General features: G+C 51.8%; 13 protein-coding genes and 1 riboswitch. Of the genes, 8 read left to right on the top strand and 5 right to left on the bottom strand.

Features of this window, described 5'->3' with window-relative positions:
- Positions 1 to 56 precede the first annotated feature (56 nt).
- The 3 genes from AC6CHM_RS05620 to AC6CHM_RS05610 all read right to left on the bottom strand — a co-directional run bounded on the left by AC6CHM_RS05620 (position 57) and on the right by AC6CHM_RS05610 (position 3135).
- Complete coding sequence (locus AC6CHM_RS05620) at positions 57 to 1112, bottom strand: quaternary amine ABC transporter ATP-binding protein (RefSeq protein WP_370878870.1); 1056 nt, start codon at positions 1110 to 1112, stop codon at positions 57 to 59.
- 7 nt (positions 1113 to 1119) lie between these two features.
- Positions 1120 to 2007, bottom strand: a complete 888-nt coding sequence (locus AC6CHM_RS05615; RefSeq protein WP_115052665.1) for an ABC transporter permease — start codon at positions 2005 to 2007, stop codon at positions 1120 to 1122.
- Positions 2008 to 2130: 123 nt separating this feature from the next.
- Positions 2131 to 3135: an ABC transporter substrate-binding protein gene (locus tag AC6CHM_RS05610; protein ID WP_115052666.1), complete on the bottom strand. Its 1005-nt coding sequence runs from the start codon at positions 3133 to 3135 to the stop codon at positions 2131 to 2133.
- Positions 3136 to 3708: 573 nt separating this feature from the next.
- On the opposite strand from AC6CHM_RS05610, the gene AC6CHM_RS05605 reads away from it, so the two are divergent.
- The gene (locus AC6CHM_RS05605) at positions 3709 to 3846 is read left to right on the top strand and encodes a hypothetical protein (RefSeq protein WP_163025467.1); all 138 of its coding nucleotides are present in this window, start codon (positions 3709 to 3711) and stop codon (positions 3844 to 3846) included.
- A 311-nt stretch (positions 3847 to 4157) separates the two neighbouring features.
- Here the strand turns inward: AC6CHM_RS05605 and mmsB are convergent, their stop codons facing one another.
- On the bottom strand, positions 4158 to 5048 hold the full coding sequence (gene mmsB / locus AC6CHM_RS05600; RefSeq protein WP_115052669.1) for a 3-hydroxyisobutyrate dehydrogenase: 891 nt from the start codon (positions 5046 to 5048) through the stop codon (positions 4158 to 4160).
- 27 nt (positions 5049 to 5075) lie between these two features.
- Positions 5076 to 6242, bottom strand: coding sequence for an isobutyryl-CoA dehydrogenase (locus AC6CHM_RS05595; protein WP_115052670.1), 1167 nt, complete (start codon positions 6240 to 6242; stop codon positions 5076 to 5078).
- A 108-nt stretch (positions 6243 to 6350) separates the two neighbouring features.
- Between AC6CHM_RS05595 and AC6CHM_RS05590 the strand changes: the two genes are divergently transcribed.
- The 7 genes from AC6CHM_RS05590 (at position 6351) to cobO (ending at position 15164) form a co-directional block, all read left to right on the top strand.
- Positions 6351 to 7808, top strand: coding sequence for a cobyric acid synthase (locus AC6CHM_RS05590; protein WP_498172322.1), 1458 nt, complete (start codon positions 6351 to 6353; stop codon positions 7806 to 7808).
- Between the two features lie 60 nt (positions 7809 to 7868).
- A riboswitch (cobalamin riboswitch) is annotated at positions 7869 to 8101 on the top strand.
- Positions 8102 to 8150: 49 nt separating this feature from the next.
- Positions 8151 to 8330: a CbtB domain-containing protein gene (locus AC6CHM_RS05585; RefSeq protein ID WP_115052672.1), complete on the top strand. Its 180-nt coding sequence runs from the start codon at positions 8151 to 8153 to the stop codon at positions 8328 to 8330.
- Positions 8331 to 8455: 125 nt separating this feature from the next.
- Positions 8456 to 9175, top strand: coding sequence for a CbtA family protein (locus tag AC6CHM_RS05580; RefSeq protein WP_498172321.1), 720 nt, complete (start codon positions 8456 to 8458; stop codon positions 9173 to 9175).
- On the top strand, positions 9175 to 9699 hold the full coding sequence (cobU, locus tag AC6CHM_RS05575) for a bifunctional adenosylcobinamide kinase/adenosylcobinamide-phosphate guanylyltransferase (RefSeq protein ID WP_115052674.1): 525 nt from the start codon (positions 9175 to 9177) through the stop codon (positions 9697 to 9699). The genes AC6CHM_RS05580 and cobU overlap by 1 nt, the downstream gene beginning before the upstream one ends.
- A gap of 4 nt (positions 9700 to 9703) precedes the next feature.
- Positions 9704 to 10756, top strand: coding sequence for a cobalamin biosynthesis protein CobW (gene cobW, locus AC6CHM_RS05570; RefSeq protein WP_115052675.1), 1053 nt, complete (start codon positions 9704 to 9706; stop codon positions 10754 to 10756).
- An 11-nt stretch (positions 10757 to 10767) separates the two neighbouring features.
- Positions 10768 to 14499: a cobaltochelatase subunit CobN gene (cobN, locus tag AC6CHM_RS05565; protein WP_498172320.1), complete on the top strand. Its 3732-nt coding sequence runs from the start codon at positions 10768 to 10770 to the stop codon at positions 14497 to 14499.
- 26 nt (positions 14500 to 14525) lie between these two features.
- Complete coding sequence (cobO, locus tag AC6CHM_RS05560; RefSeq protein ID WP_115052677.1) at positions 14526 to 15164, top strand: cob(I)yrinic acid a,c-diamide adenosyltransferase; 639 nt, start codon at positions 14526 to 14528, stop codon at positions 15162 to 15164.
- Positions 15165 to 15176 lie beyond the last annotated feature (12 nt).

Genomic DNA, 15176 nt, shown 5'->3' with positions numbered 1-15176 from the left:
CATTCGATGCTGATAAGGAGCGCTGTGCTTATCAGAGCGATCCTTTTGTAAGCCTATTATTCGGCAGCAGCGGCGGTCAGATGACTGATCGGTGTAACCATTGCCTGAATAAGACTATTCATGCTCAGAACGCCCAACGACTTACCATTTTCGTCAACCACGGTAGCGTATTGTTGGTTTGCGTCGGTCATTGTTTTGGCGGCTTCTTCCAGGGTAGTGCCGCTGGCAACCGAGACATGGCCGGCATCTGCGGGACCGCCGGTAGTTGTCGCTATGGTGTCCACCATGATCACGCGTCCGCGATTCACTTCCTTGACGAAGCTGGAGATATATTCATCGGCAGGCTGAAGAACGATGTCCTGTCCTGTCCCTTGTTGAATAACCTCGCCATCTCTCAAAATGGCAATACGGTCACCCAGGCGAAGCGCTTCATCAAGATCATGCGTGATGAAAACGATGGTCTTCTTGATTTCCTTTTGGAGATCCAGAAGGACAGACTGCATGTCCATGCGGATCAGCGGATCAAGTGCTGAAAATGCTTCGTCCATAAGCAGGATTGGCGCATCGTTTGTCAGCGCACGTGCAAGCCCGACACGTTGCTGCATACCACCGGAAAGTTGGTTCGGGTAGTTGTCCTCAAAGCCTTTGAGACCGACCCGTTCAATCCAACGGCGCGCCTGTTCTTCCTGCTTATCGCGGGAAATACCTTGGATTTCCAAGCCGTAGACGGTGTTGTCAAGAACTGTGCGGTGGGGCAGCAGTGCAAACTTCTGAAAAACCATCGCAGTCTTGTGCCGGCGAAATTGGCGCAAATCGCTTTCGTTCATCTGGCAGACGTCCGTACCATCGATGATAACTTCACCGGCAGTTGGATCAATCAGGCGGTTGATGTGGCGAATGAGAGTGGATTTGCCAGAGCCGGATAGACCCATAACGACCTGAATTCCACCCGCGGGCATATCGATATTGATATCGCGGAGGCCAAGCACGTGGTGATGCTTCTCGTTGAGCTCTGTTTTGGTCATGCCGTTTTTTACGGCCTCGACATATGCAGATCCGCGCGAGCCAAAAATCTTGTAAAGATTCTTGATCTTAATTCCCGCGCCTTGAATTGTTTGATCAGCCATGGACGACCTCCTGATGTTTTTGAAGACGCTTGCCATAGGCCTGACTAACGCGGTCGAAGATGATGGCAATGCCGACAATGGCAAGGCCGTTGAAAAGACCAAGGGAGAAGAACTGTCCATTGACAGAACGCAGCACCGGTTGCCCAAGTCCCTGCACGCCAATCATTGAAGCAATGACCACCATGGCGAGCGCCATCATGATCGTTTGATTAATGCCAGCCATGATGGTTGGAAGGGCGAGGGGGATCTGTACGTTTTTCAGGCGCTGCCAGCTCGATGAACCGAATGCATCGGCAGCTTCCAACACGTCCTTATCCACAAGCCGGATACCCAGATTGGTCAGGCGGATCATTGGCGGAATGGCGTAAATCACCACCGCGATAAGTCCGGGAACTTTGCCAATACCGAGCAGCATGACCACCGGTATCAGGTATACGAAGCTCGGCATTGTCTGCATCACGTCAAGTATTGGATTAACGATCCTCTGGAAACTGTCGGATCGCGCCATGATAATGCCGATAGGGATGCCAACGACGATGGATACGACTGTTCCAACAAAGATCATTGCGATGGTTTTCATCGCATCGCTCCACATATCGAAATAGCCGATCAGAAGCAGTGTAAGGATTGTTCCGGCCACGATCTTCCAGTTGCGGCTGGCAAGCCAGGCTATGCCTGCAATGAGCAGTACCATGATGGGCCAAGGCGTGCCTGTCATGAAACGTTCTGCTTGAATCAGAAAGTACTGCAGGGGCTCAAAGAATGATTCAATGATGTCGCCATATTCGCGCGTGAAAGCCTTAAAGCCCTCATCCATCGTTTTTTTCAAATTACGCAGCGTCTCATCATTCATGTTCGGGAATGAGTAGAACCAATCCATGCGTTGGTACCCCTTCTAAAGTCAAAAAAGCCTGGCTTTTTCATACGACCTTGCTGGCTGAATGCTGAGGCATCCAACCTGATTAAGATTGCTTGCGGCGGAGCTTGCTCCGCCGCAATTCAACTATTTAACTGCAGCCTTGATTTTCTCGGCAGCTTCAGGGGAAACCCACTTCGTCCAGGTTGCCTCGTTGTTCTGCAGGTAATATTTAGCACCGTCTTCGCCAGTGGCCTGATTGTCGACCATCCACGCGAGAAGCTTGTTTGTTTCTTCGGTCGAAATCTGACGCTTTTTCAGGTACTCAAAGGCTGGCCCAGCACGTTCAGAGAATTTTTTGGTGACGATCGTGTAAATGTCAGCAATCGGCCAACCATTTGGTTTTGGATCCGGGCAATCTGCGATGGAATTGCAGCGGTTCCATTCCTTTTCATCCCATGGAACGCCATTGTCCAACTTTACCATCGGATATTTGCCGAGAATGGCTGTCGGACCCCAGTAGTAGCCAAGCCAAGGCTCTTTGCGTTCGTAAGCTTTCGCTATCGAGCCATCAAGACCGGCTGCTGAGCCTGTGTCGACAAGTGTGAAACCATTCTTATCGCCCTCATAAGCCTTATAAAAGTTAGCGGTCGTGATCTGGCATGCCCAGCCTGATGGGCAATTATAGACGGCTCCCTTTTTAGGGTCTTCAGGCGAGGGGAACAATTCCGGATGCTTCATCGCGTCGGCGATGGTCTTGATATCCGGATGAGCATCAGCAAAATATTTGGGTACCCACCAGCTTTCAGTGCCGCCTTCAGTGATGGCTGGCGCTGCATAGACCAGCTTGTTCTCTTTGACAGCTTTTTCAAGCGGCTCGCGAACAGCATTCAACCAGCCTTCCGGTGCGATATCAGGCTGCCCTTTTTCGATCATGGAGGTAAAGGTCGGCACAGTGTCGCCTGCAACAAGCTCTGCATCGCAGCCATAGCCTTCGGTCAAGATTATCTTGTCGAGGTTGGCCAAGGCTTCGGCTGACTGCCAGTTCATGTTTGCGATTGTAACCGTACCGCAATCTTCGGCTGCTGAAGCTGATCCGGCATAACCGAATAATCCAGCTGCCAATATAGTTGAAGCAAGTAGCTTCTTCATGTTCTAAGTCTCCCACTCTTTTTTGACAGTTCACCCGAATGCGAATTTACCCGGTACTGCCATTACCAGTCATTCGCTTATGTGCCATTTGGCATCGTTATCCCGACAGAATGCAATGCTTTGATTGAATAAATGCGGTGTATCGCGACAAGGCCTATCGATAAAACGACGCCGGAAAAATGAATGAGGTGCCAAAACAACAATGCTCATAATGGCATCGTAACAAACCAATAGATGAAAGATCAACGCTTTCAGTGATTTTCTTTCAAAAGTTGATGTCGGTACGTGCCGATATCATCCCGTTACGGTTTTTTAGCTGCAACGACATGGCGCGCTAAATGCAGACACTGTGGGCAGTTCTCGACTTTCCTGTTAGCGCCATGCGCCGTCCGGAGGTTTTTCTGTTGAAAAGGCCCGCAGGGAAGCGCAGTTAACGCGAACTTTCATGGGTGCCATGCATTTTTGACGTGGCTACTAACGTAAATGCGACAAGATATGACGAATTACCGTGATCAAACTTTAAGCAATAAGCGCATTTGGAGTGCAACAACAGTTTCTCTTCGAGGTGCAGAAATGCTTTACATTTTCAATCGGAATAACGGCGTCCACATAGCGTGGAATGCAACTGAAAAGCGCGATACACCGCGCACCAATGCCAAGAGCGGCGTTGTGTCAGCTCTGTCATTCATCTGGACACGTTCGGCAGGCTAATTGTCATTGGCTTGCATGAAGCCGTTGCCTCGCCAGGTGACGGCTTTTTGTCATTCGAATTAGACTTTGGTGCGAATAACAAAAAACCGCTCTGCTCATTACAAAGCAGCGCGGTTTTTGCCAAAATAGATGTGGTATCTGTCGATTGATAAATTCGGCAGGAGATCCAACCCCGGTACGCAATACCTGATCCGGAGCGGTGAGCAGGGTCTTGATCTACTCACCCCTAAAGTTTTAACCGGACATCCTTACCGCGAGGTTATCGAGAACTTAATTAAACCTAAATTTTGCGAATTTCCGCATATGTGAGGTCAATCTTTGCGCTGAGTTGTGCGAAGATGATTGATGATGGCTGAAAAGTCCGAGCCTTCATTTCCCGCGGCACCAAATTCCGCATAGATGGCTTCAGCATGCGAGCCAAGTGGTGTCGCAGCGCCTACACTTTTCGCAGCGTCCTGTGCAAGCTTCAAATCCTTTAGCATCAACGCAGCGGCAAATCCCGGTTTGTAATCATTATTGGCGGGGGATGTGGCAACCGGTCCTGGAACGGGACAGTAGGTCGTTAGCGACCAGCATTGACCGGAGGAGGTGGAGGCGACATCGAAAAGCGCCTGATGGGAAAGTCCCAGCTTTTCCGCCAATGTGAAAGCCTCGCTAACGCCGATCATGGAAATGCCGAGGATCATATTGTTACAGATTTTTGCCGCTTGACCGTTCCCGGCATCACCGCAATGGACAATTTTTGCGCCCATGTGTTTCAAGACTGACTCGGCTTTGGAAAATGCTTCGGCACTACCTCCAACCATAAAAGTCAAAGTGCCAGCCGCCGCGCCGCCGATACCGCCGGAAACAGGCGCGTCAACGGAAAGCAGCCCATTCTTGTGGGCGATCTCATGTGCTTTGCGCGCAGAATCGACGTCAATCGTCGATGAATCGATAAACAGCGCATTCTGTTTTGCTGCTTTTGTCACGGATTCGTAGACTGAGAGAACGTGTTTCCCGGCTGGCAGCATGGTGATGACCACATCTGCATCAGCAACAGCGAACTCTGCGCTTGAGGCTACTGTCACGCCGTTGGCCGTGGCAACAGCCAAGTTGTCTGGCAAAAGATCAAAACCGAGAACTGTATGTCCAGCTTTGACCAGATTGGCGGCCATGGGGTTGCCCATATGTCCTAGGCCGATAAAGGCAATTATTGTCATCGCAGCACTCTCCCTGAATATCTTGTTTTAGTTTTTGATCATATGCCGCGCGATGATCACCCGCATAATCTCATTGGTGCCTTCCAATATCTGATGGACGCGCAGGTCACGAACGATTTTTTCAACGCCGTAATCATGCAAATAGCCGTAGCCACCATGGATTTGAAGCGCGTCATTGGCGATATCAAAGCCTTTATCGGTTACAAAACGCTTTGCCATGGCTGACCACTTGGACGCGTCATGGGCCTTCGCATCGAGTTTTGAGGCAGCTGTGTAGAGCAGCATTCGCGCGGCTGAAAGATCCGTCTCCATGTCAGCAAGCTTGAACTGCAATGCCTGAAACTGATTGATGGCCTTACCGAATGCTTTGCGCTCGGAAGCATAAGCAACCGCTTTGTCGAGTGCCGATTGAGCTCCACCCAAGGAGCATGCCGCGATATTCAGACGGCCACCATCAAGCCCTCCCATGGCTATTTTAAATCCATCACCCTCAGCACCAAGCCGATTTGCTACAGGAACCCGGCAATTATCGAATAAAACTGTGCGGGTGGACTGGGCGTTCCAACCCATCTTGAATTCATTTGCGCCAAATGACAGGCCCGGAGCATCCTTGGGAATGATCAGTGCAGAAATGCCCTTTGGTCCGGATTCGCCGGTGCGCACCATGGTGACATAAATATCGCTATCGCCTGCGCCGGATATGAATTGTTTAGCACCATTTAAAACGTAATGATCGCCATCCAGAACAGCTGTAGTTTTCAACGCCGCCGCATCGGAACCGGAGTTCGGTTCCGTCAGGCAATAGCTGCCCAGCCACTCCATAGACGTCAATTTGGGCACAAATTCTTGTCGTTGAGCTTGTGTTCCGAACAGGTCGATCATCCATGTCGACATATTGTGAATTGATATAAATGCTGAGAAGGCAGGGCAGGCCATTGAAAGAGCTTCAAATATCAGCACGGCATCAAGCCGTTTCAAACCCGATCCGCCAACATCCTCGCGCACATAAATGCCACCCATGCCCAGCGGACCTGTCTCGCGAATGACATCGGCGGGAAAATGCTTGTCGCGGTCCCAAGCGAGTGCCTTCGGTGCTACCCGATCAGCCGCAAAAGCGCGTGCCATATCCTGAATTGCCAGTTGATCATCATTGAGTTCAAATTGACCGGCCGCCGCATCAACGACTGCATCCATTATAGTTCCTCCCGAATATTACTGCCGGTCACTCTATCGGATGCGCGTAAGCGCGCAACGGCTTGCATGGGACTAGGAAGAGAAAGACATATCCGCTACTCAAAGCCCATGACACACGCAATCATGTTGCAAGGAACTGGCTCTGACGTTGGCAAATCCGTTTTGGTGGCGGGATTGTGCCGTCTGGCGCGCAATCGCGGTTTGAGGGTTTTTCCATTTAAGCCGCAAAACATGTCGAACAATGCTGCTGTTAGCGATGATGGTGGTGAGATTGGCCGGGCGCAATGGTTGCAAGCGCTGGCTTGTGGCGTGCCCTCGTCGGTTCACATGAATCCGGTATTGCTGAAGCCTCAGTCAGAAACGGGCAGCCAAATCATTGTCCAGGGCAAAGTTTGGGGACAGGCGAAGGGCAGGGATTATCAGCAATACAAGGCGGGATTGCTGAATGCGGTTATGGAGTCGTGGGATATCGTTCGTGCCGATGCGGACATAGTCATCGTTGAAGGAGCTGGATCGCCCGCAGAAATCAATCTGCGATCAGGGGACATCGCCAATATGGGGTTTGCCGTCAAAGCCAATGTGCCTGTGGTTCTGGTTGGCGATATTGATCGAGGCGGGGTGATAGCGTCGATTGTCGGCACGCACGCAATTCTTTCTCCTGAAGATCGGGATATGATTTCCGGTTATCTGATCAACAAGTTTCGCGGCGACATTTCGCTTTTCGATGACGGTTTGAAATCTATCACACAATTTACGGGCTGGCCGTCCTTCGGGGTTGTCCCTTGGTTGAAAGATGCCTCCCGTCTTCCGGCGGAAGACTCGGTTGTATTGGAACGGCTGGTCAAAGGTGATGGGCGGGCGTTGAAAATTGCCGTTCCAGTGCTTGATCGCATTGCCAATTTTGATGATTTCGATCCGCTGATAGCTGAACCGCAAGTCGAGGTCGTCATGATCAAAAGTGGAGAGCGAATCCCTGCAGATGCAGGTTTGGTCATTATTCCGGGCTCCAAATCCACCATTGGTGACCTTCAACGGTTCCGTGAAAATGGCTGGGACCGCGATCTTGATCTGCACAGGCGCAGAGGTGGTCATATTATCGGCATTTGTGGCGGCTTCCAGATGCTGGGTAAAACAGTATCTGACCCCCAAGGGATTGAAGGAAATATCAGGGAAATCAGAGGTCTTGGTTATCTCGATATTGATACAGTTATGGAGCCGGAGAAGACCGTGCGCAATGTCCAAGCCCATTCATTGCAGTTTGACATACCGTTGAAGGGCTATGAGATTCACCTTGGTCGAACGACTGGCCCCGATTGCATCCGGCCAGCCGTGAATATTGATGGCATAGCGGATGGTGCAATATCCGCTGACGGCAAAGTATTCGGTACCTATATGCACGGGCTTTTCAACGCGGACGCATTCCGGGCAGCATTTTTAAAGTCCATGGGAATATCTGCGGGCGCTCTCGATTATCACGCTGGTGTAGATGCGGCGCTTGACTCCATTGCAGCGCAATTGGAGTCAGTTCTGGATATCGAGGCATTGTTTGCGCTTAAACGTGTCTGACGGCGTAGGCAGCGATCAAGGTGTCGCAGATTCGTTTGACTTTTAGAGCGCTTGGTGAATAACGTTCAGCAGATGATTGGTTCCCGCATTGGCCAAAGGCCAGGGATCAAAAGGGAATGCGACGGTCGTACCCATTAGGGCGATCCCACCGCAGCCGACCCCGCGACTGTAGAGCGGTTAGGATATATGCCATGCTGAACGCGAAAGCGGACGGCAGTCACTGGGAAACCGGGAAGGCGGCATTTATCTTGCGACCCGCGAGCCAGGAGACCTGCCAATCACAGGGTAATAGTGCCCAAAACCGAGGGGGATTTTCCCTTCTGGCCCTGCACGGAGGTTGTTATGGCTACTGTTCGTACTTCTAATACGATTTCTCTCCCACTCGCATCGCGTCTGACGACGGCTGTTGTGTCATTGCTTCTCGGCGTGTTTATTATTTATGGCGTCGGTCTTTCACATTCTGAAACGCTGCATGACACAGCACACGACACCCGCCATTCATATGGATTTCCTTGCCATTGAGTCTTTGAAAGCTGAAATGCTGATTCAGCTATCGACCCTTAAGCATTGAAATAATGATGGTTTGTTTGGTCCGGGGCCTTTGCAGGTGCCCGGCGTCTCGCTTTTGGAATTGGGGAGTGGACTCCATGTTGGTCAAATATTTGCTGGCTACAATCATAGCCGGTCTGTTTGCCGGAATAATTCTAACACCGGCCATGTATGTAAAAAATGTACCGCTGATATTGCATGCGGAAGAGTATGAAAGTGCGGGCGGCGGAGGTCATTCCCATGATACGCCTGCCTCTGCGAGCGAATCTGCGGCGGTTACTCCGCACGAACATGCGGAAGAGGCGGGTCCCGAGCTGCCATTTGGACGTCTCGGTAATACGTTGTTGATCAATCTGGTGGCTGGAGCAGGCTTTGCGTTGATCACTGGTGCTGCGGCGCTTTTCCTCGGTCGGCGCATTACCCTTCAGAACGGAATCTATTGGGGGCTTGCAGGATTTTTCATCTTCAATTTTGCACCGGCGTTCAGCCTTGCCCCTGAATTGCCTGCTATGCCTGCAGCGGATCTGGCCATGCGGCAGACCTGGTGGCTGATAACTGTCATTCTGACGGCGGGCGGCGTGTATCTGATCGTACTGCGTGAGCAGATTTGGGCTAAGCTTCTTGGTGTTATATTGATTGTCGCTCCCCATATTTATGGCGCACCGGAAGCAGAAGATCTGACATCAGCGGTGCCTCCGACACTTGCCTCGGAGTTTGCCGTCTCAGCACTGGCAACCAATCTCTTCTTCTGGGTTGTACTTGGTACTGCACTGGGCTGGGCAATTCAGAATTATGCTTCATCGGAGCTTGAGCAGTAATGCAACCGCTGGAACGCGAAATTACCTTTATTCTTGGAGGCGCGCGTTCCGGCAAATCGTCCTTTGCCGAAGGTCTGATCGAATCATCCGGGTGGGATGCTATTTATCTTGCCACCGGCAGAGCGTGGGACGATGAAATGTCCGAGCGAATTGGGCATCATAGAGCGCGGCGCGGATCCCGATGGATTACAGTTGAAGAACCAATTGATCTGGCCGGAAAACTGGAAAGTCTTGCTGGTGTCGAAAAGGCAATCCTGGTCGATTGCCTTACACTGTGGCTGACCAATTTAATGATGGCCGAACGTGATATCGACGCCGAAATAGCACGTCTGATAAACACACTGAGCCATCTCGCGGGTGCCATTGTTCTGGTTTCCAATGAGGTTGGTCTTGGAATAGTACCGGAAAATCGCATGGCACGTGAGTTTCGTGATCACGCAGGCCGATTGCATCAAGCCGTGGCTGCCGCTGCGGCAAAAGTCTATTTCGTGGCAGCAGGGCTGCCGCTCAAAATGAAGGGATAACAAAATGCAGGGTCACAAGATTCCGGCAACGGTCATCACTGGCTTTCTCGGTTCGGGCAAGACTACCATGATCCGAAATCTGCTCGAAAATGCCAATGGCAAGCGCATCGCGCTGATCATCAACGAATTTGGTGATCTTGGCGTTGACGGGAATTTGCTCAAAGGCTGCGGTATCGAAGCGTGCCGCGACGAAGATATGATCGAACTTAACAATGGCTGCATTTGCTGCACCGTGGCTGATGATTTCATTCCCACCATGACCAAGCTTCTGGATCGACCTGATCGCTTTGATCACATTGTCATTGAAACGTCCGGTCTTGCTCTTCCACAGCCGCTGGTTGCCGCTTTTAACTGGCCGGAAATCAAGACACAGGTAACCGTTGATGGCGTTGTTACCGTTATTGATGCTGCCGCCGTGTCGGAGGGCCGTTTTGCAGATGATCACGATAAGGTTGACGCTCAGCGCGAGCAGGACGAGTCACTTGATCACGATAGCCCGCTGGAAGAGCTGTTCGAGGATCAAATTCGCGCCGCCGATCTTATTGTTCTGAACAAGACCGATCTTATTGACGAAGCTCAACTTGCCGGGGTCAAGAGTGACGTGCAGAGCCGCTCATCGCGTTCACTTAACATGGTTTCGGCTAGCTTTGGCAAGCTTAGCAATCAACTCCTACTTGGACTTGGTATTGGCACTGAAGAGGATATTGCGAACCGCAAGTCCCATCACGAGATGGAACATGAGGCAGGCGAAGAGCATGATCACGATGAATTTGAAAGCTTTGTCGTTGGGCTTGGGCCGGTTGCAGAGCCCAAATCATTTGTTGAGAAGTTGAAGCATGTGATCGTCGATCATGATGTCCTGCGGCTCAAAGGTTTCGTTGATGTACCCGGCAAGCCTATGCGCCTGGTCATTCAAGCCGTCGGATCACGCATCGAGCATTATTTTGATCGTAGCTGGAATCCGGGCGAAGAACGCCAGACAAGGCTCGTTGTTATTGGCCTGCACGATATTGATTCAGCAGCCATTACATCAGCTGTTAATGCTGCTGCAGCCTGATCGGAAATTGAATGCATCTTCTGCTGGCTCAAAAAGGAACGATTGCTGAAGGCACCGAGGCAATTGATCTCGGCCAGACACCGGGAGATGTACTGTTTCTTTCTGCTGCCGATACAGAACTTGCGAGCCTTGGTATGGCCCAACGGCAAGCTGGCAATGGCTTGTCGTTACGCTTGGCAAATATGATGGCGCTTGCGCATCCCATGTCCGTCGATGCCTATATCGAGCGGACAGCCCAATATTCCAAACTTATCGTTGTCAGGATTATCGGCGGCGAAAGCTATTGGCCTTACGGGTTGGAAGCGCTCCACGCCTGCGCTGTAAATCATAAGGTTCATTTGGCGGTTCTGCCGGGTGATGACAAGCCCGACCCGGGTCTGGACCGGTTTTCGACGGTTACGCGTCAGGATCGCGACGCTCTTTGGCATTACTTGCTGGAAGGTGGAGCGCAGAATGCGCATCGCTTTCTTGATTATTGCGCGGCAATGATCAATGGCGGAGATAAGCCGCAAGAGGCTGCACCATTGTTAAAGGCGGGCCTTTGGTGGCCGGGGAGCTCGGCTCCATCGCTAACCGAATTGCGCAAACACTGGGTGGCGGATGCTCCAATTGTTGCTATCTGCTTTTACAGGGCACTGGTGCAAAGCGGACAAATGCAACCCGTGGAAGCACTGGTTAGTGCGCTGAAGGCAAAGGGCCTTAACCCCTTGCCGGTTTTCGTTTCCAGCCTGAAAGATCCAGTCTCAGTTGCAACACTGACAGGTATTTTTAATGAAGCCGCGCCAGCAGTGGTCCTGAATGCAACTGGATTTGCGGTTTCGGTGCCCGGCGCGTCGCGTAAGCCCACCGTGCTTGAGCATGACGATGCTATGGTGCTGCAAGTCATCTTCTCAGGCTCAAGTGTCGATCAATGGCGCAATTCTGATCAGGGCCTTTCAGCGCGCGATCTGGCGATGAATGTTGCACTGCCCGAGATAGATGGCCGGGTTTTATCGCGCGCGGTGTCGTTCAAATCCGCACGCCATTATGATGAGGCGGTTCAGGCAAATATTGTTACGCATGAGCCTTTGGCCGATCGGGTTGAGTTCGTTGCAGCATTGGCTGCTGGCTGGGCTCGTCTTCGCGTCACAAAACCTGCCAAGCGTTTGACGGCATTGATCATGGCGAACTATCCAAATCGCGATGGCCGCCTTGGCAATGGCGTCGGCTTGGATACGCCAGCTGCAACGCGGCATATACTCGATAAAATGCGCGAGCAGGGCTATCCGGTCGCCGATATTCCTGCCGATGGCGATGCGCTGATTGATCATTTGATGGCGGGACCAACCAATTCCGCGAATGATGGGCGCGAGGTGCGCGAAACGATTTCTCTGCGAGAATACAAAGACTTCTTCGACACTCTTCCTCAATCGATTCAGGCCGCAGTAGTCGAGCGTTGGGGCAAACCAGAAGCCGACCCGTATTTCATTGCAGGCGATAACCTATTTGCGCTGCCTTTGGCGAGATACGGCGAAACTCTTGTCGGCATTCAGCCAGCTCGTGGTTATAATATTGACCCGAAAGAGACTTACCATTCGCCTGATCTTGTGCCGCCGCATGGTTATATCGCATTCTATGCCTATCTGCGGAGCGTGTATGGTGCCCATGCCATTGTACATGTCGGCAAGCATGGCAATCTGGAGTGGCTGCCGGGCAAATCCCTCGCGCTATCCGAAGCATGCTATCCAGAGGCGGTTTTAGGCCCTGTTCCCCATATCTATCCTTTTATCGTCAATGACCCAGGTGAGGGTACGCAGGCAAAACGCCGTTCATCGGCAGTTATTATCGATCATCTGACGCCGCCACTGACCCGTGCTGAAAGCTATGGACCGTTAAAGGATCTCGAGGCGCTTGTTGACGAATATTACGAAGCCTCGGGTGTTGATCCGCGTCGCCTTGTGCGTCTAAAGGGACAAATTCTCGATCTCGTGCGCGATATTGGTCTCGACACGGATGCTGGCATTCATGACCATGATCCAGATGATCTCGCTCTGCAAAAACTTGATGCCTATCTCTGTGATCTCAAGGAAATGCAGATTCGCGATGGATTGCATATTTTCGGGCAATCCCCCAAAGGCAGCCTGTTAACCGATTTGGTTGTGGCTTTGGCGCGTGTACCCCGCGGTTCGGGGCATGGATCTGATCAAAGTCTGCAACGTGCGATTGCTTTGGATCTCAAACTCGATGGCTTTGACCCGCTTGATTGTGACATGGCCGCGCCATGGGAAGGTTTGCGTCCGCAAGGCCTGAGAACTCTTTCCGATGCGTCTTGGCGTATCGCCGGGGACACGGTCGAGCGCATTGAAATCCTCGCGGCCAAGCTGGTAGCGGGTGAAGTTGAATGCCCTGAAGATTGGGTTACGACTACGGCGGTGCTGGAAGGCATCCGCGACAATCTGCATCCAGCTGTTTCAGCATGTGGCGACGCAGAAATTAATGCACTTTTGACGGCACTTGACGGACGTTTTGTAGCACCGGGACCTTCGGGAGCACCAACACGCGGACGGCCGGACGTTTTGCCAACAGGCCGCAACTTTTTTTCCATCGATACGCGCGCTGTGCCGACACCCGCCGCATGGGAATTGGGACAAAAATCTGCCGAGCTTTTGATCCGCCGATATACGCAAGATCATGGCGAATGGCCGACATCATTTGGTCTAACCGCTTGGGGCACGTCGAATATGCGCACTGGCGGAGATGATATTGCGCAGGCACTGGCGCTGATTGGAGTCAAACCCGTGTGGGACATGGCATCCCGCCGGGTTACTGGATATGAAATCATTCCGATTGCTTTGCTGGGGCGTCCGCGCGTGGATATAACCTTGCGTATTTCCGGCTTTTTCCGGGATGCTTTCCCTGATCAAATTGCATTATTTGATACTGCCGTTCGTGCGGTGGGAGCATTGGACGAAGACGAGCAGGACAATCCTATTGCTGCGCGTATGCGTAGTGAACAGGCGCAGTTGATTGCCGAAGGTGCCGACGAAAAGCTTGCCAAACAACGCGCGGGATTCCGTGTTTTCGGCTCAAAGCCGGGTGCTTATGGCGCCGGGCTGCAAGCGCTTATGGATGAGAATGATTGGGCGAAGCGCGATGATTTGGCCGAAGCGTGGCTGGTCTGGGGCGGCTACGCCTATGGTGCAGGCGAAGAAGGCAAGGCCGAGCGTGGCCTTCTCGAAGAACGATTGCGGACGGTAAATGCCGTTGTTCAAAATCAGGACAATCGGGAACATGATTTGCTTGATTCAGACGAGTATTACCAGTTTGAAGGTGGTATGTCGGCTGCGGTGGAGCTTGTGTCGGGCGAGCGGACCACGATCTACCACAATGATCATTCGCGCCCTGAAAAACCAGTCATCCGTACACTGGAAGAAGAGATTGCACGCACTGTGCGTGGGCGCGTGACAAACCCCAAATGGATTGCGGGTGTCATGCGTCATGGCTACAAGGGCGCTTTTGAAATGGCTGCCACAGTTGATTACCTGTTTGCTTTTGCCGCTACGACAGGGGCTGTGGGCGATCACCATTTTGAGGCAGTCTATCAGGCATTTCTGGTGGATGACGATGTGAGGGCTTTTCTTGCTGAGAAAAACCCCCATGCGCTGCGTGATATCGCCGAGAAACTGGAAGCTGCCGTGGATCGTGGTTTCTGGTCGCCACGTTCCAATTCGGCACGATTTGAACTGAGTAAGCTTGCTGCTTGAGATTATGATTCGGAAGGACACGCCAAATGGCTGAAAAATCACAAAAATTACAGAACCTGACCGAAGAGGAAATCAACGAACGGCACGCAGACAAGATGCGTAAGAAAAAGGCCGTTCGCGACAAGATACAGGCCACGAAAACGGACGAGAAGGGCTTGGTCATTGTCAATACGGGCAAAGGCAAAGGCAAGTCCACCGCCGGTTTCGGTGTTGTCTTCCGCGCATTGGGGCACGGAATGAAAGTCGGCGTCATTCAGTTCGTGAAAGGCTCGTGGGATACGGGTGAGCGCTGGGTTCTCGAAAAGTTTCCGGAGCAAGTGACGATTTCTGCCATGGGCGAGGGGTTTACCTGGGAAACGCAGGACCGTGCACGTGACATTGCGATGGCGCGCAATGCGTGGGAGCAGGCAAAGGCGATGATATTGGATGACGAAACTGAGTTGGTGCTTTGTGACGAACTGAATATCGCGCTTCGATATGATTATCTGCCCGTCGATGAAATCATTGACGTCTTGAAACAGAAGCCACACATGAAACATGTCATTATCACAGGTCGTAATGCCAAGGATGAGCTAATCGAGTTTGCCGACCTTGTGACGGAAATGGAAATGATCAAACATCCTTTCCGTGCGGGCATCAAAGCACAGAAGGGTATCGAGTTCTGATGATGTAAGGCT

Source organism: Phyllobacterium sp. GQ127 (assembly GCF_059758635.1).
The sequence above is the reverse complement of the archived record's forward strand: the minus strand, read 5'-3'. Positions and strand labels throughout refer to the sequence as shown.

Coding starts and splice junctions, on each gene's coding strand:
- cobN (WP_498172320.1), top strand. CDS start 10,768: ATGCATCTTCTGCTGGCTCAAAAAGGAACGATTGCTGAAGGCACCGAG.
- AC6CHM_RS05585 (WP_115052672.1), top strand. CDS start 8,151: ATGGCTACTGTTCGTACTTCTAATACGATTTCTCTCCCACTCGCATCG.
- AC6CHM_RS05590 (WP_498172322.1), top strand. CDS start 6,351: ATGACACACGCAATCATGTTGCAAGGAACTGGCTCTGACGTTGGCAAA.
- cobU (WP_115052674.1), top strand. CDS start 9,175: ATGCAACCGCTGGAACGCGAAATTACCTTTATTCTTGGAGGCGCGCGT.
- cobO (WP_115052677.1), top strand. CDS start 14,526: ATGGCTGAAAAATCACAAAAATTACAGAACCTGACCGAAGAGGAAATC.
- mmsB (WP_115052669.1), bottom strand. CDS start 5,048: ATGACAATAATTGCCTTTATCGGCCTAGGACATATGGGCAACCCCATG.
- AC6CHM_RS05580 (WP_498172321.1), top strand. CDS start 8,456: ATGTTGGTCAAATATTTGCTGGCTACAATCATAGCCGGTCTGTTTGCC.
- AC6CHM_RS05610 (WP_115052666.1), bottom strand. CDS start 3,135: ATGAAGAAGCTACTTGCTTCAACTATATTGGCAGCTGGATTATTCGGT.
- AC6CHM_RS05595 (WP_115052670.1), bottom strand. CDS start 6,242: ATGGATGCAGTCGTTGATGCGGCGGCCGGTCAATTTGAACTCAATGAT.
- AC6CHM_RS05605 (WP_163025467.1), top strand. CDS start 3,709: ATGCTTTACATTTTCAATCGGAATAACGGCGTCCACATAGCGTGGAAT.
- AC6CHM_RS05615 (WP_115052665.1), bottom strand. CDS start 2,007: ATGGATTGGTTCTACTCATTCCCGAACATGAATGATGAGACGCTGCGT.
- cobW (WP_115052675.1), top strand. CDS start 9,704: ATGCAGGGTCACAAGATTCCGGCAACGGTCATCACTGGCTTTCTCGGT.